The sequence below is a fragment of the Alteromonas sp. CH_MED4-4 genome (assembly GCF_037029575.1).
GTDB lineage: Bacteria > Pseudomonadota > Gammaproteobacteria > Enterobacterales > Alteromonadaceae > Alteromonas > Alteromonas macleodii.
This window is the reverse complement of the sequence record NZ_JAYMEU010000019.1, coordinates 26,789-45,899: the sequence shown is the minus strand read 5'-3', so window position 1 is coordinate 45,899 and position 19,111 is coordinate 26,789. Positions and strand designations below refer to the sequence as shown.

Sequence of the window (19,111 nt, the reverse complement as noted above, 5' to 3'; positions counted from 1 at the left end):
AAGAGGCATTGATATGAAGCATCTCGTGCTTATACTATTACTTAATTGCATACCTACTATAGCACTTGCTAGCACACCAATTTGGCAGCAAGCAAGCGAATACCCTGACAGGGTTATACTTAATCCTACCCAACTTCCTAGTGAAAGCTTTTCTGTTAATTGGCGCACGTCGGAAGAGGTTGAAATTACGGTTGCCCAAATTGCACCTGTTACATCAGCCGCCAGATTCGATTTGGGTGCAAAAACCTACAAAGCAAAAACACAGCGCGCTGAATTGCGCAGAGGTAACTCAATACCTTCTAACGTTCATGAGCAATCGAGAGACAATGTTAATCAAGAGAGAGCTCAATATCACTACAACACGCACCTCGCCGACGCTGCATATCACGAAGTTACATTTAAAAACTTAAAACCAAATACGCGTTACGCGTATAGAGTACGAGGAGGCTTAGGTAAATGGTCTGAATGGTATATGACGAAAACGGCCGGTCTCCCCTCCTCTTCAACTACACGATTTCTGTACTTTTCAGACGCACAAAATGGCATGCGCGAACAATTTCCAGCACTCTTGAGAAAGGGCTTTAAGGCGATGCCCGATGCAGACTTTGCTCTTTATACTGGCGATCTTGTAGACCATGGAGCTAGGGACTTAGAATGGGCGCAGTGGTTTTCTGCAGGGCAGTTCATACACGCAGAAATTCCAGTAGTCCCCGTGGTTGGAAACCATGAATATGCCCATCAGCATTTAACCGATGGCGGAAAACAGTGGGTTTTAAGCCGCTTTTGGCAAGATCAGTTTAAGCTTCCAACCTCTCCGGAGTTATCAAATCAATTACAAGAGACAGCTTATACTTTGCATTACCCTAATACCGACGTATTCATTGTTAATACGGAAATCAGGCACAATGAGACGGCATTCGCAATGCAAACAAAATGGCTAAGACAGTCACTTAGTGAAAGCAAAGCAAAATGGAAAATTATCGCCTTTCATCACCCAATATTTTCAAACTGTGGAATGCCACTAAATAGTCCGGGGCAAGACGAGCCCGCAGTTCGCAGTGCTTTATTGCCATTGATAACAGAATTCAATGTTGATCTGGTTTTACAAGGACACGATCATGCTTACTCTAGAGGGAGTATAAAAAGCGAGCAGGGCACACGTGTAAATAGTGTTTTTGTTACGGCAAGTAGCAGTCCTAAAGCTTATCCACTAAAGAAAACGCGATGGGATGAATACGAAGAATTCAATGTTACGTTAGAAAGAGTCGGAGAAAATACGCCGACTTACCAAGCTATAAAAGTACACGAGAACACTCTTTCATATCGTTCATATACCTTAACTGGAGAACTCTACGACGCTTTCGACATTACAAAAACACAACCTGGTAATGTGATGACATATCCCTATGACCTTATGAAAGAAAGGCTTTTCAGTAATACCGAGCCCTATAAACACCACAATTCACTCTACTAGTTGGTTATTTAATTTAGAGACTAACTTTACTTTAACGCCAACACTCAATAGCGTTGGCGTATCAAAAATAATCAGACATAGATAAATAGCGCTGCCTGATATGTTCAATTAACAGCTTAATTTTTCGAGATGGCTGGCGGCTGTAAGGATAAACGGCATAAACGCCTAACACCTTACCTACCCGCTCTGGAAACAAATCGACCAGTGTTCCATTACATAAATCTTCGAATACCAAACATTTAGGTACGTAGGCAATACCTCTACCAGCAAGAGCTGCTTTGCGAAGCGCCCCTGCATTGTCACTTGAAAATGCGCCATCTACGGTGATGGTGTAACTGCCTTGAGACGACGTAAACTCCCACTCCCTTGCACCGGATGTGTGGTAGGAATACAACAAACAGTTGTGAAAGCTCAAATCCTCAGGTGCTTTGGGCCTGCCCTTTCGTCTAATGTAATCCGGCGATGTGCAAACCACCCAATGGGAATCTAAAAAGTGCCGCGCGATCAGACTTGAGTCTTCCAAATACCCCGTTCGAATAACAAGATCAAACCCTTCCTCGACTAAATTTACAAATCGATTATCCAGAGACATATCAACGCTTAACCCTGGATGAAGTGTACAAAACTCAGCTACCGCATCGGCTAACAGTAAATCGCCCGAAATCGTTGGAACCGACATTTTAATGTGCCCGGATATTTGTTCACTGTATCCAGAAATTGTGTCGATAGCTTCCTGCGTGGACGCCTTTACATTCATGGCGCCTTGCTTCAAAGCTTGACCCGCTTCGGTAAGCGTGAGTTTGCGAGTAGTGCGATACAAAAGCTGCGTTCCCAGCTCTTTTTCAAGCTTTGCTATTCGCTTACTGACTACCGAGTTGGTAATGTTGTTCGCCTCTGCCACTTTGCTAAAACTGCCCATCTCCGCAATTTGTGCAAAGAGAATTAAATCGTCTGCTCTCACGTTATTACTTCACTTTTGGAAAAGATAAATTTCATTGTTGCCGTATATCCCTAAGGCGAGAAACGTTATATTTTTATCAAGTTAATTACAATCGATTAAAGACATGATTATTTCATCGCCGACTGATTATCGACGCGCTGCGCAAAAAATATTACCGCCGTTCCTATTTCACTACATTGATGGTGGTGCCTATCGAGAGCATACACTTAAACGCAATGAAACTGACTTGGCTGACATTGCATTAAAGCAGCAAGTGCTGAGAAATATGTCGTCGCTTGACCTTTCTACAACGGTCTTTGGTGAACAATTGGCTTTACCTATTGCCCTTGCTCCCGTGGGATTAACCGGAATGTATGCGCGACGTGGTGAAGTCCAAGCCGCTAAAGCGGCAGCAAACAAAGGCATCCCGTTTACCATGTCGACGGTGTCAGTATGTCCTATTGAAGAAGTCGCACCAGCCATTGAACGTCCAATGTGGTTTCAGCTCTATGTGCTTCGCGATCGCGGCTTTATGAAGAATGTTCTGGAGCGCGCCAAAGCAGCGGGTGTAACAACGTTGGTTTTTACCGTAGATATGCCTGTACCAGGGGCTCGCTATCGCGATAAACACTCCGGTATGAGTGGGCCATTTGCTGCAAGCCGTCGCGTACTGCAAGCGATGACCCATCCTCGTTGGGCATTTGATGTAGGCGTATTCGGTAAGCCTCATGATCTTGGCAACATTTCTACTTATCGTGGCGAACCGACCCAGTTGGAAGACTATATTGGCTGGTTGGGCGCCAATTTCGATCCGTCTATCAGTTGGAAAGACTTAGAATGGATCAGAGAGTTTTGGGACGGCCCAATGATTATCAAAGGCATTTTAACTGAACAAGATGCCAAAGATGCGCTGAGTTTTGGCGCAGAAGGCATTGTAGTATCCAATCACGGCGGTCGTCAGCTAGATGGCGTGCTTTCTACCGCTAAGGCTCTTCCAGCGATTGCTAGCGCGGTGAAAGGCGATCTAAGTATCTTCGTAGACTCAGGTATTCGTAACGGCTTGGACGTGGTGAGAATGCTGGCACTAGGTGCCGATTGTACTTTACTAGGGCGCTCTTTTATTTATGCACTTGCTGCTGAGGGCAAACAAGGGGTAGAGAACTTACTCGATCTGTACAAACAGGAAATGCATGTCGCGATGACACTATGCGGTGCAAAATCAGTCAGTGAACTTAACCTCGACTCTCTCGCTTTTTAGTATCGCTGGCACCAAGGCCACTAAAAAGACCCCCAGTAATTGCATAGTCCAACTATTGGGGGTCACTGCATTTTTTATGGCTCTTTTACCAATGCACAAGTGGCTGGAGGCGTTGTTTGCGCTTAATGATGCCCACCACAACAACTTCCATCATGCTCAGCCCAATTTTTAAGTTTGGTGGTTTTGCCTATTCCCGGGTTAAAACTATTGGTTGGGTCTAATTCTCGGTAAAAGTTTTTCAGCGCATCTTTTGCAAAGTACTCGTGTCCCACATTGTGCTCTGCTGGGTATTCAGCGCTTCTCGCATCGAACGTTTCCAGAATTTTACCCTTTAACAATTTGGCATCCGCCCCTTTTTTCAACACGTAATTCTGGTGCATTACGTGGCAGAATAAATGGCCGTAATACAGTTTTGTGTCTATCTGGTCGTCTATTTCTTTAGGCAGCACTTCAAACCAGTCGGGATCGTTGCGGCGAAGTGCAACATCGATGGTCATCATAGCGCCCACGTCTTTGCTGTGCATCACGTGGTAACGACCTATCGCGCCACCAGCAACAAAGCGATGCAAAATAGCCTTATCAGCTTCTTCTTCTGTACACTCAAAATAACTACCTTCATTGGTTTTAAAGAAAGCATCAAGGTAGGCTTTGGCCTCATCTACCCCGTCGTTGCTCATCTCCAATATCCAATGATGCTGATACTTGTCTCTGTACTCTTCCATTCGCTTAGGCAAGTGGTTAGGAAAAACGTAGCTCATATACTGCATAACGCGATCTGACATTTTGTTGGGTAAGAAGCCCAGCTTGTCAGTAAATGCGTCAAATTTGCGCTTAAATGCAAACAGCTTAGGAATAAATTTGGCGCCAAGCTTGCTGATAACGATAAACATATCTTTACCGTATTTCTTTGATACGTCGTAGCAGTCACGGTGAAGGTACTCACCCGAGTCAGGCAAGTTCTTGAAAGTAGAGAGTATGTCGCGACGCACTTGGGTAAACACGGCGGCGTCATTAGACCCCACATAAAATACCTGCTTCTTCTCAGGAATAGGAAAGGTGTCTAGCCTCACTGCGAACACGGCAAGCTTACCCGCACAGCCTGAAGCTTCATGAAGTCTTCTGCCGTCATTGTTGAAGCGCGAAGGTGTGTCTGAATCAACGTCTCGAACTCGTTCATCATACTCGTTGTCTGATGCACGAGCGTCAGGGTGCTGAACGTCAGCTTCTTTGTAACGTTTGTTCTCAAGACTATTCAGAATTTCTTCTGGCTCACTACCTAGGTTAATCCCCAGATTGTTTACCAAAGATAGATTGCCATTAGCGTCGATTTGGGCAAAAAGCGCTAATTCAGTATAGGCAGGGCCTCGCTTGACCAAAGCACCACCTGAATTGTTACATATTCCCCCCACGATCGATGCGCCAATACATGAAGAACCAATCACAGAGTGAGGTTCGCGACCATAAGGCGCAAGCGTCTCTTCCAATCCAAACAAGGTGCTCCCCGCTAAGCCAACGATCTGCTTTCCGTTGTCAACTAACTGAATATCATCAATACGCATAGTACTGATAATAACGAGAGGCCTGTCGTAATCTTTACCATCTGGCGTAGAGCCACCCGTTAACCCTGTATTGGCCGCCTGCATAATAACCGCAACGTCGGCTTCAACACACAGCTTAAGCACACGCCAAATTTCGACAAGCGTTCCTGGGCGCACTACCGCAAGCGCTTCGCCCGCACCAAAACGAAACCCTTTAGTGTAAGGCTGCTTCTTCGCTTTATCAGTTAACAAATAGGCCTGCCCTACTACATCGCGCATTGATGCAATCAAAGACTGAGTGTCAACGTTTACGGTCATGGTTCTCTCTGTGTATTGAAATAATGGAAGGAATGACTTGGTGTTGAACTATACACTAACACCATTATTAACAAAGGGGGCAAGCCGCTTTTATCGAGATAATTTACTTATATTTAATTCGTTGAACACTTAGAGGCTCTAGCATTTAAGCAAAACTTACAGGCATTTTTCACTGTTACATTTTGTTACACTTTGGAGGAGCAAGTTAGACCAGAGGAGTATTGTAAAGCCAATGTATAGTTCGTAAGGTTGATAGACACGAAAAGGAGCTTTCATGTCACATCAAGCGTTCGTTTTAACAAGAAAAAGTTTTTCAGAAAATACTAGAAGGGATGGGGCTTACGAACGATTCCTAAGTATTTTGCCGTCATGTGGATTTGTCGTCACAACCGGTGCGATTCATCCACCTCGAAGCGTGCTTAACAACACCTATACCTTCTTTATCGATGCGCAGTATTGTGACTCTGCCGCTATGCTCAACTTGCCTGTAGTCAACGATAACCCAGAGTTGAACAAAGTCATTTTCAACGTGCCAGAGTCTGACGTCGATTTTCATTATGCGGCACTGCAACATGGTATTAATGGTATTTTCCATATTGAAGATAGCTTAGAACTTCTGGTTCGCGGTGTTCAACAAGTTCAGGCGGGCAACAAATGGTTCAGTCGCGAGATTATGAGTCGCTATATTGATGCCAATTTAGTGTCTAAAGCAAAACCCGTTGCTGCACTTCAATCGTCACATACTGTGCTGACCAAGAGGGAGTTGGCCATCACACGCAAAATTGCAGATGGTGCCCAAAATCAGGAGATTGCAGACTGCTTACACATCAGCGTAAATACGGTGAAAACTCACGTTTACAGCATATTTAGAAAGACGGACTGCCGAAATCGCGTTGAGCTTATAAAGTGGTTCGATCATCAGTTTAGCCAACCACAACAAGTAAGCATCTAAACTGATAATCCATTGAATTTAATTGCGTATGGCGCTTACGCTTTTGCGCGCCATACGCCTTTCTCCATTCCTTGTAGCACCAACTCAGTCACCGCTTTTTCTATGCTTTGTTTAACGCACTCGAACATGGGTTCATTAGTCGTGTAGCCCGTTTCTGCTTCAAGCAAGCGCTTAAGCGAAACATACCTAAACAGGCCTGCTCTCACCTCCTGGCTTAGTACTTTCTTAGATGTTGAAACCGACACCAGTACTTGACCTGTTCTCACGTCAACTGCACGCATGTAAATGGAAATTTGATCTTCCCTAAACAGCTCACTCGCTCCAATGCCAAAGTACTCTACACCAGCGCCGCCGGTACGAATGTTGGTATCGTAGCTAATTATCCCACCTTCTATAATAATTCTAGCTGTCGTGAGTGGCGGCAAATCGCCTCCGCTGCTTTCGTCGGCTCTAATTATTTTGCGTTCGGTAAGAATGTTCTGCAGCCCTTCACGCTCCACAGGTAAAAACCACGATGTCTCGCTTAAGGTCTGAACAAGAATAGAGGTTGCGCCTTGAGTCACCGCAGTAGAAAACGAACTTGCCCCAGTGCTAGGTTTATATTGCCCGGTCTGGTCTCTAAACGCATATACAGAAACCGGAATTTGTCCCATAGGCGCTGGCAAGCTTTTTACTTCAGACAATGTGGCACTGTCTTTAATTACATCAGCGGCCGTTGTATCTGGCGGCAGCGTATTAGTGATGGACTGGCATCCTGCAAGCGCCATGGCCACTATTAAAAAAACGGTACTTCTCATGTATTTCCCTACCCAAACCGTGGAATTTCAACGACAGTAACCTCACCTGTCAGTAAGTTAGTAATGTTCACAACAATGCTGTCAGGATTACTCGTTATTAGTTCTACCTGAAAGTCACCACTAACAAAAATACTATCCTGATTGAATATGCTGTCTATCGGGTTTCCATCTTCATCATATTCTTGTTCACCGAATGCGATGTCTGTGATTTCGCGGACTATACGATTGATATAGGCGCGTTCGAGTGATTCTTGAAGGCGTTCGTCATAGGAGCGCTCACTGTAAGGCGCTGTATGAGCGTTTTGTGAATTCGCCTTGCTTAATAGAAATGATCCGTTAAGTGGATTACCACCGAATGACGGGTTGATCGGTTCATACACCAACTCTGTTGCTTTCACACTAGCTGAAGTCCACGAGCCAGTCGCGATTAAGGCTGCTATCAATATCCCTTTTTTCATTACCATTCGTCCCCTGCTAAATCTGGGCTTCTACTGTCTATACTCGCGTTTGCCACCGCGTCTAAAACTAACATGATGGCTTGCTGTACTTTTTCATCTAACGGTACTTGTCTGCGCCCCATGTACGTTTGATAAACCACTCTATTGTCGTAAATCACCGAAAGAAGAGTACCCGCTTGTGGCACAATAATTTCTTTAACAACAAGGTTCTTACCCGAACTGTCTGGGACTTCTCGCCAGTATTGGCTAATGCGAGAGGCAAACTCGTGGCCTTGGCGGCTAATACTGTTATCGAGCAACAGTCCACCTAGCCGAATTTCTTCTGCGTGAATCGGAGAAAAGAACACACCAAAAAGCAGTGTGATAAGAGAGAAACAATACAAGTACTTCATTTTACTGAATATAGCCGGGCAAACGCCCGGCTACTCATTTTTACATCTGTAGGTTTACATCTGAACAACGGTAGCTACGTTGTAGTCACCAACCTGCGTAACACTTACTGTGCCGCCGTTGCCAGTGATACTACCTGTAACTAAGTTATCGTTACCCATTTGCGTAACTTCAAATGTATTCATATCACCAGAAATAACGAACTGACCACCTGCGTCGTCTGTTACCCAGTTTCCTACGCCTTCTTGCATAACACTAACAATATTGTCGTCACCGTTAACCAATAGGTCTAGTAAGTTAAGCTCGCCCGTTTGCGAAACCATAATTTCGTTGTAGCTTGATGTAACGTTGCTTGCCAACTCAACTGATGCCGTATTTTCAACACCCTCTTGAGACATTTCAATGATGTTGCCATCAGCGTAGTAAGTTGCATCACCAATACCAGCTTGTGCTAACGCCAAGTTGGCATCGCCATCTTGCTCAATTTCAACGGTGTTAAACAGGCCATCGAAATTAACTGTGCTGATTTCATTGGCATCACCTACCTGAGTTAAATCAAACTCGTTGAATAAGCCAATTACGCCAGCATAAGCCGTGTTGCCTTCGCCCACTTGGTTAATTTCGAACGTATTCGCTTGTCCGCCGATAGTTTCTACGGTAGCTAAGTTAACGTCACCGATTTGATCGATATTAACTTCATTGCCAGAGCCTTCAAATACTCCTGTGGTAATCTCGTTGCCATCACCATCTTGTTCAAACTCTAGCACATTACCGTCGCCAACCATGCTCCAACCCACAGCGTTCTGGTCGCCATCTTGGTCAATTTCAATTTCGTTTTCTGATCCGATAACGGTTAAATCAGACACGTTGTAATAGCCGTCTTGAATAACATCGATAACGTTTGCATCACCGCTTAACTCGCGAACATACGATTCGTGCCAGTCACCACTTTGATCAACAAATACCGTATTGTCGTTACCCGCAATGGCATTATTAGCCCAGTTACCACCATCGCCCTGATACACTGATAACGTGTTTCCGCTGCCCGAAATGCTATTTATTGAGCGATTAAAAATAAAACCGATAGGGCCGCCATCACCTAATTGAACAAGTGAAACCGTGTTATCGTCACCTTCGACAACGACATTGGCTGTACTATTTAAACTATCTTGCTCAGATTCTAAGAAGTTGCCGTTACCTGTGACACTTGCAAAGAAGGTATTACCTGACTGCATTTGCGAAGCTAGTACTTCGTTTGCGTCACCCGTTACTTCTACAAAGATTGCATTTAAGTCACCTTCCTGACTTAAAATAGATTCATTACCTACCTCATTTCCCTCTGGTGCCGTTTGGGTTAGCGTAATTTCATTGCCTTCAGCTGCAGCAATAAAATCTGCGGAAGCACTGAAATCAACTGTCTTACTCGCTGGAACTTCCTGAGCCGATGCCCACCCTGTCGCTGCAACTAAAAGCAATGCACTCGCTATTTTTGTTTTTTTCATTTTCACATTTGTCTCCCTATGGCAATCACATCATTCTTGATATTGTGTGATGTTAATCACCATTTCGTTCCCTATCTGGTAAACAGTAAAAGACTGTTCACCCAATTGATTAACATTGGCCACATTGTCGAACCCATCTTGAATAATCTCGAAATAGTTATTGCTGTTTTGCTGCAATAAATTAACGACGTTCCCCTCACCTAGCTGAGTGATAAGAGCTTCGTTATTACTGCCGTTTTGAACAACATTCGATAGGTTGGCGCCGTTGCCGCTTTGGATAATGTTAGTTATGTTATTTAGCCCAAACTGACTAACAGCGATGAAGACCGTTTCATCGTCTATCGTTATAGCTTGAGCATTCAGACTCATTGAAAGAGAAGATTCCACCATGTCTGAGCTTGTTGATAAGTCGGACTGTTGAGCATAAGCAGGAAGATTTACGGCTAGAAGACTGCACCCCGTAATGGCTGCCAACGCAACGGCTCTACATGCCTTAGCGTTATTAGCAAATTGGCTCTTTTTAACCTTTAACTTCTTGTCCATGAGAACGACTGCTTCCTTGATTAACAACAAAGGTGACCCCTCTATAACACTCCTTAAGACGGCGAGAATCCATCACCAATAAGTTGTATTTATTACAGGTCAAATACAGTTAGCACACGTTAAATCAGCAAGTTATTTATAATGGGTAATACCATAGTGCTAGATTTGACGAAAATTCACGCACCGAGTAATTATTGGTAAGACCACCTAGTTTTTGTAGGGTCTTTTAACGGGTATTGCTACAGCGCGCCCCTAAGACATAGAGATCAGAACTACCTGTCAAAAATCATAGTAATTAAGTACCACTTTGGGCTTCTCTTCTCACTTTTTCCTAGTGGTTAAGTAGTATTTTTGAGCAAATTTTACTGTTAGGGGTGGCAGGTTTTTAAATTTGCGTTATAAGTTTTAACCGTTAGTTATATCAGACCGAACGAGAAGGTTCTGTGATTAAAGCATTATTGCTAATTATGGAATCTAATTATGAAAACAAAGCCTTTTAAAACAGGCCTTTCAGCACTGTCATTAGCCCTTCTACCGCTAATGGTATCTAGTCATGCACACGCCGCAAAAGCCGAAATTTTCGACGATAGCGTTATCGTTGTGTACAAAGAAAATGTAAGCAAAGCGGAAAAGATGCGCGCTCGCTCTTCGGTAGGTGCACGAATTAGTGACGCAAACCGTGATGAGGTAGATGATCGCTTCTCTAACCTTTTAAATGGTCGTATTGCCAAACTGGAACTTCGTGGCAAGTCTGTAAAAGACGCCATAGAAATCTTAAAGAAAAATCCTGCGGTTAAAATCGCCGAGCCAAACTTCTTGTACCGCAAAGCTCTGGTACCTAACGATCCTTCTTATGGTGACCTATGGGGTTTGAATAACACCGGTCAAGCCGGCGGTACTGCAGATGTGGATATTGACGCGCCAGAAGCATGGGATATTACAACCGGTGATAGCGATGTGGTCATCGGCGTTATCGATACGGGTGTTGACTACAATCATGAAGACCTTGCAGATAACGCGTGGGTTAACCCAGGTGAAATTGCTGGAAACGGTATTGATGATGACGGCAACGGTTATATTGACGATGTTTACGGTATCGATGCCTTTAACGGCGATTCTGATCCTATGGACGACGATTCTCACGGTACGCATGTGGCCGGGACAATTGGCGCTGTGGGCGGAAACGGAATTGGAGTGGTCGGTGTAAACCATGACGTGTCAATCGCTGCATGTAAATTCTTAGGTCCTGACGGCGGTTCAACCGCTGGCGCTATTGAATGTATCGATTACTTCACCGACCTTAAAGAGAACCGCGGCATCAATATTAAAGCTACCAACAACAGCTGGGGTGGCGGCGGCTATAGTGAAGCGCTAGAAACTGCTATTGAAGAAGCTGGCCAAGCGGGTATTTTGTTTGTTGCTGCGGCAGGTAACTCTGGTTCAAACAACGACAACGTAGATAACTACCCGTCTAACTATGTCACTACAACAAACAGTCTGCTTGCAGTTGCTAGCCACACTCGTACTGACGGAGACAGCGGCTACTCTTACGGTATTGAAACTGTAGACATCGCGGCGCCAGGTACAGCTATCCTATCTACAGTCCCAGGTAACGGCTATGCGGCATACTCAGGCACATCAATGGCAACGCCACATGTTGCGGGTGCAGCAGCACTTGTGTGGTCACTAAACCCAGAACTTACGCCATCTGAAATGAAAGAGCTGTTAATGTCTACAGGTGAAACTAGCCTATGGGCTGATGGTCGCACCGTATCTGGTAACCGCCTAAATGTACTTAACGCACTTGAAGAAGCTGATCCAACTCCAGGTTTTAAACTGGGCATTACACCTGGTTCAGCTGAAATTGAAGCGGGTGAGACCTACACCTTCACTATTGAAGTTGGTTCAATTGCTGGCTACGAAGAAGAAGTACAGCTATCGCTTGCAGAGCCAAGTGATATCGCATCTTTAAGTGCAAGCTCGGCAATGCCTGGCGATACGGTAACACTGACCGTAGAGACATCTGAAGATACGCCTTGGGGTCCATACAGCTTTACGGTGAACGGTGTAAGCGGTGATATTGAGAAATCTAAATCAGCGAATCTTTATGTTTACCCTCAAGGACTAAACGAATTCCCTTACGCGTATTCTGGTGATGCTGTACCTACGTTACCGAATGAAGAAGATCCAGACGATGTCGGCGTGGACCTAGTGATTAACGTTCCTGACGACTTAACCGTATTCGGTATGCAGGCGTCGGTAAATATCACACACACCTATAGCGGAGATCTCGTACTATCACTGACCTCTCCTCAGGGTACGACCACCGTTCTTCGTCAGAATCAAGGTGGCGCTACAGATGATATCGTTGAGAGCTATAACTCTGATGCCTTTAACGGCGAAGTAGCAACAGGCGATTGGACCTTGAACGTGCTTGATACGTTCAACGGTGACAACGGCACTGTTAACACATGGAGCCTTGTGGTGACCGGTATTGGTGAAGTAGGCCCAACACCGCCTAACTCTGCGTTTACCTATGACGCTTCAGGATTATCAGTAAGCTTTACTAATAACAGTAACGACGTTAATGACGACATTGTCAGCTATAGCTGGGACTTTGGCGATGGCTCTACTTCAACGGAAGAGAACCCAACGCATGTTTACGCGAGCACTGGCGCCTATGACGTAACCCTTACGGTTACCGACTCTGAAGGCCAAACTGGCGTATCAACAGAAACCGTATCAGTTTCAGATAGCAACATTGTTGCAGAAATTGACCGCGCTATGCTGTCTCGATTCGGTTCGTTACGCGTAGATTTATCATATAGTGGCTCGATGGCCGATACTGTAATGATTTATCGCAACGGTGAGCTACTTGAAGAAGTAAGCAACACTGGACGTTATCGCGACAGAAGCAGAGGCGTTCAACCTGGTGAGTATACTTATATGGTTTGTGATGAAACCTCTGCATGCTCTGCACCAGTGTCTGTAAACCTTTAATGTAGTTTGCGTATCGCTGACGCGCTCTTCGTGACAGTTGGCGAATGATACGCTGAACAGTTAAGAGTTAAGCAATTGCCGGCCAAGGATAGGCCGGCTTTTTTTATTCTGAGAATTAAAGAGAGCACCAATCTAAGCCATCGGCTTATTCACTATAAGCCAAATACAACGTACACTTGATGCATTAAGAAATAATAAGCATTTTTTCATGCACATACTCATTATTGACGATCACGAAATTGTAAGGGATGGCATTAAAACACTCATCGAGCAAGAGTATGGCTGGCATGTTTCCTATGCAGTAAGCTCTCTGGATGCTCTTCCCTCCTTCGCTACGTTAGACGATATTGACGTTGCCATTCTAGATATATCACTAGCACAGGAAAGTGGTTTCGACACGCTAATAAAAATCAAGAAAGACTCGCCGTTTATAAAGTGCCTAATGCTGAGCATGTATGATCATGTAGGCTATATCAGTAAAGCGCTTGAACTCGGCGCCGATGGCTACGTTACAAAGAATGCCGCCACCAAAGAGTTAATGGACGCGTTGGAATCTCTAGAAAAAGACGAGAATTATCTAAGCACAGATATTAGTAAAAAGTTAGCTTTCGGTGATAAACAGCTAACCTCTATCCTTACTGAAAGGGAAAAGGAAATTTTCTTACTGTTAGCAAAAGGATTCCAGCCAAAACAGATTGCCTACTACATAGACACTGCCCCGAAAACAGTGATGGTTCACAGAACTAATATTTACAAGAAACTCAATGTAACCTCACAATTTGGTTTACTTAGAATTGCGTTAGAAACTGGGTACCTGGACGTTTCTGACGTTATCTACGACGATACGCTAGTCAAAGCAAATTGATGAATCTAACGCGGTATTTCAACGTTACCTATTTACTAATGGGATTAGGTTATACCGCGCTATTTCACGGCGTGTGGTTGTTCAGCACCCAATTTGAAATTATTTCAGGTACGGTGAGCTGGTATTTGCCTGCTGGAGTTCGCCTGGCGGCGTTTTTACTACTGCCAATTTACAGCTGGCCACTGCTACTCATCGCAGAAAAATCAACCCACTTCATTTTATTTCACCCCGGTGGCATTCTCGACAATACGGCGTTTTTAAGTGGAACCATAGGTTGGTATTTAGTCCATTTAGTGCTGTCACCCGCAGTAATTTGTACATGCGTTTATTTATTCAGACGTCGCTTTAGCGCACCTTATATAGACAATGTTTCCAGCACCCTTGCCACGTTGGCTTTTGGTGTTCTTATAAGTGTTGCTCTTGGGGCGGTATTTTTGGGCAGAAGGGCTATTGAACTGCAAACAGGCATAGAGGTTTTTCTTTCTATTTTGTTTGATTTTTCATTGGGTGACTTTGTAGGAATTGTTGTTCTTTGTCCTTTTCTTTTCGCATTATATAAACGGCCTTCTATCCCCAAGAGTCACTTAGTACTGTACCTTACAACAATCGCTTGGCTGGTTTTGCTGATGCTGAGCAGCTATGCCTACTCCCAACAAATTAACATCAGCTATCAGGTTAAGTATCTAGCGGTTTTCCCCACGCTCTTTTTATCGTATCGCTATGCCATAGTTGGCAGTGCGTTTTCGTGTTTACTCATAGGTATTACTGCGTTCGTGGTGGCAAACCAGAGCGCACTTCCTCCCATTGAGCATCAGTTTTACATCTTAGCATCATGTACAAGTTGCCTCATTTTAGGTGCGTCAATTAACCAATCTACCTTGCTGAATATGAAGCTTGCGAAGAAAAACGAGGATCTTGAAGTATCGGTGCAAAGCGCTCAAGCACTGGCCAGTCAATTAGTGGTAGTGCAAGAAGATGAACGAAAGCGCTTATCGCGGGATTTACACGACGACTTTGGTCACCGCATAGTCGATTTGAAACTTCAACTGTCGTTAGATAGCAGAGAAAGCGACAACGACATGATGCTCAATAAGATAGATGCTCTATACCACGCAATGAAGAAAAGCTTAGGGGGATTACGTCCGTCCGGTATTGATACACTTCCCATTGAAAGCGTGATCCAACGTTCAGAGATTTTTACCACGCTCAAGCGCGCAAACATAGATTATTCGTTTAACGTTAGCGGCACGCCAGTACCGTTCGATTCAGACCAGAAAATACATATCTATCGAATTGTGCAGGAAGCGGTGACAAACAGTATAAAATATGCCAATGCGACGTCGCTCAGCATTGATATCAACTATGCGCAACACAGTGCCGTATTTATCGTTACTGACGACGGCGGCGGCATCCCTGAGCATATTGCCCAACTAGCAAACGCTGAACCCACACTCGGCCTGCTGTCGATGAGAGAACGCGCAAAGTTGATAAATGGTGAGTTTGATATTTCCCAGAACAAACCAACAGGCACCCGAGTTTGCCTGACTTTGCCCTACAGTGCTTAAGTTACTCTACTGCGTTTTAGGTGCGTCGCTGCATCCTTTTTATGCTACATTGCTGTTGATTTAACTACTATTTTGATAACCGTATGCAAAAAAATTTCATTACTCGCCGAGCCCGTTTTTTTAGACAGTGCCTGAACATTGCTGTCCTAATTGCCACTTTCACCACGTTAAATGGCTGTGTAAGTACTCAAAATGAAAGTCCTTACACTTACGCTCCGTCTGCATCACCCTATCAAGATGTGGTCAATGCACAGCAGCGAGCTGTGGAACAAAGCAAATTACTTTTGGTTGTTCTGGGTGCTCAGTGGTGCCACGACAGTACTGGCTTAGCTGAGCGTTTTGCGACAAAGGAAATGGACCTTATTCTACGCGCTCATTATGAAACCGTATTTGTTGATGTGGGAACACTTGAAGACAGAAGAAATATAACCGAGCGATTTGACTACCCCATTTATTACGCCACACCAACAGTAATGGTGGTTGAACCTAAAACCAGCGCATTGTTAAACAGAACGTCAATGGATATATGGGGGCGCGCTGACAGCATTCCCTTATGGGAGTACATTCAGTATTTCTCTCGCTTTCCTGCAATGACAACTGCGCAAAAAGCCCCGTTTATTAACTGGGAAGCGACAGATGAAGAAGAAGCTTACAATAAAGAGCAAGCACTCAGATTACAAAGCGCTTATGACAAACTCGGTCCGCTACTTGCGCTAGATTTACAAGGTAATACCCCACAAGGGCTAAACGAGCTATGGAAAGAGACCAAAGGGTTTCGCACTGAACTGCAAAAAACGCTGATAAAGCGCGCCGAGCTTACGTTAGATTCTGAGAATGGCAACGGAGTCAACACCACGCCAGCATTGCGACACTACAATCCGTTTTCGTGGGAACATAATTAGGGCCTGTTGACCTTTGGTGTACGAATTTTGGTCTAAATGGAAGCCTTTTAATCGCGAAACAGTCCTGCAAGCCTAGCGGGCTAAGTTAAAGGACTGTGACAAAGAGTAAAAGGCTTCCATAACGACCCCTTCGGGCAGCGCCTTTGTGCCATCTATACTGCGTTGAATGTTCTCGATTTAGAACCACTAAACCGTCAAACATTCGCCTTGTCTAGATGGCACACAGACCGCTGCAAAAATGTACAACAAAGATCAATAGGCCCTAATACCAGTCCGCATAATTCATTACCCACTCAGCGAGATTTAAAATGTTCGTAATCGCGGCATGTTATCGCAGGTATAGAGGTTCTACATCAAGGTGACGCAACAAAGAATACGGACATTAAAAAGGGCCTTTCCAACGGCCCTTTTTTAATAAACTCGGTTTTATGAAGCGCAGTTCAACTGTTTACGCTTTTGCCCTGTTTGACGCCGTATTATTAGTGGTGCTATTTGACGGATTACTTCTGCGCTTAGCTGGTCGTTTAGCGGCACTTCCTTCACTTCCTGAGCGTCTTCGACCTGCAGGCTTTCCACCGCTATTGTTGCGCGAATCCGGTTTACCTGTGCGCGGATTACCATTTCCGCTACGGTTGCCTTGACGTTGACCCGACTTTTTATTCTCGCCACTTCGTTTACCTTCGCTGCCGCTCTCACCTTGTGGTGCTTTCGGCTTTTTCGGTTTCTTGGGCTTTTTAGGCTTAGACAGCGTGGTAACAGGCACGGCTTGCTGAGGCTCGAAACCTTCCAACGTTTCACGAGGAAGCAGCTTTTGAATCAGTGTCTCAATATCTTTCAGGTTTTGCAGTTCTTCAGCACATACAAATGACCACGCCTGTCCACTAGCGCCTGCGCGCCCTGTACGACCAATTCGGTGAACATAATCAGCTGCCGTATTGGGTAAGTCTAGGTTTACAACGATAGGCAATTCACTAATGTCGATACCGCGTGCTGCGATATCGGTGGCTACCAGCACTTTAATTACGCCATTTTTGAAGTCAGCAAGCGCTTTAGTTCTCGCTCCTTGGCTTTTATTACCGTGAATAGCGGCACTTGGAATTTTTGACCGAGTTAGCTTTTCTGCAATACGGTTAGCACCGTGTTTCGTGCGGCTAAATACTAACACCTGCTCCCACTTCTGCTGTTTGATCAGACAAATAAGCGCGGTCGTTTTTTTGGATTTATCAATGGTCACTAAGTGCTGCTGAACCGCTTCTACCGTGGTATTCGCTGGCGCGGTTGAAATACTCACAGGGTTGCGCGTTATTGTTTTCGCCAGCGCAGTGATTTCATCAGAAAACGTGGCTGAAAACAGTAAGCTTTGACGCTCTTGTGGCAATAGCTTCAATACTCTCTTAATGTCGTGAATAAAGCCCATATCAAGCATTCTGTCGGCTTCATCCAATACCAACACTTCAAGCTGAGAAAACTTAACAGCGTTTTGCTGGTAGAGGTCAAGCAATCGTCCAGGCGTAGCAATTAACACATCCACACCTTTACGCAGCTTCATCATTTGAGGATTAATCCCTACACCACCAAATACCACGGCAGTTTTTAACGGCAAAAACTCGCTGAACGCTCTGATGCTCTCTTCTACCTGAGCAGCAAGTTCTCGCGTGGGTGTTAAGATAAGTGCCCGAACATTGTTGCCAGATACAGGTTGTCCTTCCATCAATCTCTGTAAAATAGGAAGTCCAAATCCTGCAGTTTTCCCTGTTCCCGTTTGCGCAGCTGCCAACACATCCTTTCCTTGCAATACTTCTGGTATTGCCTTTTCCTGGATTGGTGATGGTGTACTAAATCCTCGTTTTTCAATAGCTTTTAACAAGGGTTCAGCGAGCCCTAATTGGGTAAATGACATTAATAAACTCCTGTCATAGGTATTTATAAAAAATTGCATACCGCAAAGGTATAAGCGTTAGTGCTTTATTGCTAACCGTGGGGGTTATAGATTACTGGGAAAACCTAAAGAGATACGCCATTGCCAACTTGGCTTATTGGTGTTTGACATCAAGAAAAGAACGTAGGTGTTTACTCTTACAAATTGCGCGCGGAGTCTACCACTAAAAGCCGAAAGCCACCAGCGCATTTTTTGTTCAAAATCTAGTTGAGCTTTCCTGACGTTTCACTTAATAAGTTCCGATTTACATAGCATAACAGCAAGGGAAGTTTCATCGGCTTTTCGCACTAAGGGAATGGTCTTAAACCGTACTGTCTTCCCTCATTTTTAGGAGAGATATTGTTATATTTATATTTTTATCAAAACGATAAATATCTATTTAATACGAATTTTGCGACCTAGAAACGTAAACTTTTCAAGTAACAGAGTTTAATTATATTTATCAATACCTTAAGAAATTTAGCTTTTAAAAGTGTGCGTTAAAAAAACAAGTTAAACAGGACTCTTCTACGTAAAAACACCTCAAAACCTTTGAAATTAAAGTCAACTTGATAGCCAATTTCTGTTGGATAGATAAAAAAAGCTTTACCATATTTGTTATAACAGATAAAAAGCGCGCAGTTATTCCACGCTCAAATTACATCCACGCTGCTGCAGTGTGGTAAACAAG

The 19,111-nt window shown here is 44.3% G+C and carries 15 protein-coding genes; 7 read left to right on the top strand and 8 right to left on the bottom strand.

What is annotated here, in order from left to right; translation table 11 throughout:
* The first annotated feature begins 13 nt into the window (after positions 1 to 13).
* Positions 14 to 1,474 (top strand): FN3 domain-containing metallophosphoesterase family protein, encoded by a 1,461-nt coding sequence (locus WA381_RS13785; protein ID WP_069944941.1) that lies wholly within the window; start codon positions 14 to 16, stop codon positions 1,472 to 1,474.
* 61 nt (positions 1,475 to 1,535) lie between these two features.
* On the opposite strand, the gene WA381_RS13780 is transcribed toward WA381_RS13785, so the two are convergent.
* Entirely contained in the window at positions 1,536 to 2,435 is a 900-nt protein-coding gene (locus WA381_RS13780) for a LysR family transcriptional regulator (protein WP_014950694.1), read from the bottom strand.
* A gap of 103 nt (positions 2,436 to 2,538) precedes the next feature.
* Here WA381_RS13780 and lldD point away from each other — a divergent pair, with 103 nt between their 5' ends.
* Positions 2,539 to 3,672 (top strand): FMN-dependent L-lactate dehydrogenase LldD, encoded by a 1,134-nt coding sequence (gene lldD, locus WA381_RS13775; protein WP_069944942.1) that lies wholly within the window; start codon positions 2,539 to 2,541, stop codon positions 3,670 to 3,672.
* Between the two features lie 122 nt (positions 3,673 to 3,794).
* On the opposite strand, the gene dld is transcribed toward lldD, so the two are convergent.
* Positions 3,795 to 5,528, bottom strand: coding sequence for a D-lactate dehydrogenase (gene dld / locus WA381_RS13770; RefSeq protein WP_069944943.1), 1,734 nt, complete (start codon positions 5,526 to 5,528; stop codon positions 3,795 to 3,797).
* A 274-nt stretch (positions 5,529 to 5,802) separates the two neighbouring features.
* On the opposite strand from dld, the gene WA381_RS13765 reads away from it, so the two are divergent.
* On the top strand, positions 5,803 to 6,480 hold the full coding sequence (locus WA381_RS13765; protein ID WP_014950697.1) for a helix-turn-helix transcriptional regulator: 678 nt from the start codon (positions 5,803 to 5,805) through the stop codon (positions 6,478 to 6,480).
* A 35-nt stretch (positions 6,481 to 6,515) separates the two neighbouring features.
* Here WA381_RS13765 and WA381_RS13760 read toward each other — a convergent pair whose 3' ends face one another.
* From WA381_RS13760 to WA381_RS13740, 5 genes are read right to left on the bottom strand one after another with little or no spacing between them, the layout of a single operon-like run.
* A complete protein-coding gene (locus tag WA381_RS13760; RefSeq protein ID WP_014950698.1) occupies positions 6,516 to 7,277 on the bottom strand; it encodes a CsgG/HfaB family protein in 762 nt (253 codons plus the stop codon).
* 8 nt (positions 7,278 to 7,285) lie between these two features.
* Positions 7,286 to 7,735 (bottom strand): curli assembly protein CsgF, encoded by a 450-nt coding sequence (locus tag WA381_RS13755; protein WP_014950699.1) that lies wholly within the window; start codon positions 7,733 to 7,735, stop codon positions 7,286 to 7,288.
* Positions 7,735 to 8,127, bottom strand: coding sequence for a CsgE family curli-type amyloid fiber assembly protein (locus WA381_RS13750; protein ID WP_069944945.1), 393 nt, complete (start codon positions 8,125 to 8,127; stop codon positions 7,735 to 7,737). The genes WA381_RS13755 and WA381_RS13750 overlap by 1 nt, the downstream gene beginning before the upstream one ends.
* Positions 8,128 to 8,181: 54 nt before the next feature.
* On the bottom strand, positions 8,182 to 9,627 hold the full coding sequence (locus WA381_RS13745) for a curlin (RefSeq protein WP_069944960.1): 1,446 nt from the start codon (positions 9,625 to 9,627) through the stop codon (positions 8,182 to 8,184).
* A 30-nt stretch (positions 9,628 to 9,657) separates the two neighbouring features.
* Complete coding sequence (locus tag WA381_RS13740; RefSeq protein ID WP_069944946.1) at positions 9,658 to 10,170, bottom strand: curlin subunit CsgB; 513 nt, start codon at positions 10,168 to 10,170, stop codon at positions 9,658 to 9,660.
* Between the two features lie 480 nt (positions 10,171 to 10,650).
* Here WA381_RS13740 and WA381_RS13735 point away from each other — a divergent pair, with 480 nt between their 5' ends.
* The 4 genes from WA381_RS13735 to WA381_RS13720 all read left to right on the top strand — a co-directional run bounded on the left by WA381_RS13735 (position 10,651) and on the right by WA381_RS13720 (position 16,502).
* Positions 10,651 to 13,170, top strand: coding sequence for a S8 family serine peptidase (locus WA381_RS13735; RefSeq protein WP_014950703.1), 2,520 nt, complete (start codon positions 10,651 to 10,653; stop codon positions 13,168 to 13,170).
* A 208-nt stretch (positions 13,171 to 13,378) separates the two neighbouring features.
* Positions 13,379 to 14,035: a response regulator transcription factor gene (locus tag WA381_RS13730; RefSeq protein WP_069944947.1), complete on the top strand. Its 657-nt coding sequence runs from the start codon at positions 13,379 to 13,381 to the stop codon at positions 14,033 to 14,035.
* Positions 14,035 to 15,600: an ATP-binding protein gene (locus WA381_RS13725; RefSeq protein WP_069944948.1), complete on the top strand. Its 1,566-nt coding sequence runs from the start codon at positions 14,035 to 14,037 to the stop codon at positions 15,598 to 15,600. Before WA381_RS13730 ends, WA381_RS13725 begins: the two co-directional genes overlap by 1 nt.
* Positions 15,601 to 15,683: 83 nt before the next feature.
* On the top strand, positions 15,684 to 16,502 hold the full coding sequence (locus WA381_RS13720; protein WP_156086933.1) for a thioredoxin family protein: 819 nt from the start codon (positions 15,684 to 15,686) through the stop codon (positions 16,500 to 16,502).
* A 448-nt stretch (positions 16,503 to 16,950) separates the two neighbouring features.
* Here the strand turns inward: WA381_RS13720 and WA381_RS13715 are convergent, their stop codons facing one another.
* Positions 16,951 to 18,402, bottom strand: coding sequence for a DEAD/DEAH box helicase (locus WA381_RS13715; protein WP_156086934.1), 1,452 nt, complete (start codon positions 18,400 to 18,402; stop codon positions 16,951 to 16,953).
* Between the last annotated feature and the right edge of the window lie 709 nt (positions 18,403 to 19,111).

Excerpts from the sequence above, each read along its gene's own strand:
- WA381_RS13750 (WP_069944945.1), bottom strand. The coding sequence starts at position 8,127 with ATGAAGTACTTGTATTGTTTCTCTCTTATCACACTGCTTTTTGGTGTG.
- WA381_RS13785 (WP_069944941.1), top strand. The coding sequence starts at position 14 with ATGAAGCATCTCGTGCTTATACTATTACTTAATTGCATACCTACTATA.
- dld (WP_069944943.1), bottom strand. The coding sequence starts at position 5,528 with ATGACCGTAAACGTTGACACTCAGTCTTTGATTGCATCAATGCGCGAT.
- WA381_RS13725 (WP_069944948.1), top strand. The coding sequence starts at position 14,035 with ATGAATCTAACGCGGTATTTCAACGTTACCTATTTACTAATGGGATTA.
- WA381_RS13740 (WP_069944946.1), bottom strand. The coding sequence starts at position 10,170 with ATGGACAAGAAGTTAAAGGTTAAAAAGAGCCAATTTGCTAATAACGCT.
- WA381_RS13715 (WP_156086934.1), bottom strand. The coding sequence starts at position 18,402 with ATGTCATTTACCCAATTAGGGCTCGCTGAACCCTTGTTAAAAGCTATT.
- WA381_RS13745 (WP_069944960.1), bottom strand. The coding sequence starts at position 9,627 with ATGAAAAAAACAAAAATAGCGAGTGCATTGCTTTTAGTTGCAGCGACA.
- WA381_RS13760 (WP_014950698.1), bottom strand. The coding sequence starts at position 7,277 with ATGAGAAGTACCGTTTTTTTAATAGTGGCCATGGCGCTTGCAGGATGC.
- WA381_RS13730 (WP_069944947.1), top strand. The coding sequence starts at position 13,379 with ATGCACATACTCATTATTGACGATCACGAAATTGTAAGGGATGGCATT.
- WA381_RS13765 (WP_014950697.1), top strand. The coding sequence starts at position 5,803 with ATGTCACATCAAGCGTTCGTTTTAACAAGAAAAAGTTTTTCAGAAAAT.
- WA381_RS13720 (WP_156086933.1), top strand. The coding sequence starts at position 15,684 with ATGCAAAAAAATTTCATTACTCGCCGAGCCCGTTTTTTTAGACAGTGC.
- WA381_RS13735 (WP_014950703.1), top strand. The coding sequence starts at position 10,651 with ATGAAAACAAAGCCTTTTAAAACAGGCCTTTCAGCACTGTCATTAGCC.
- lldD (WP_069944942.1), top strand. The coding sequence starts at position 2,539 with ATGATTATTTCATCGCCGACTGATTATCGACGCGCTGCGCAAAAAATA.
- WA381_RS13755 (WP_014950699.1), bottom strand. The coding sequence starts at position 7,735 with ATGAAAAAAGGGATATTGATAGCAGCCTTAATCGCGACTGGCTCGTGG.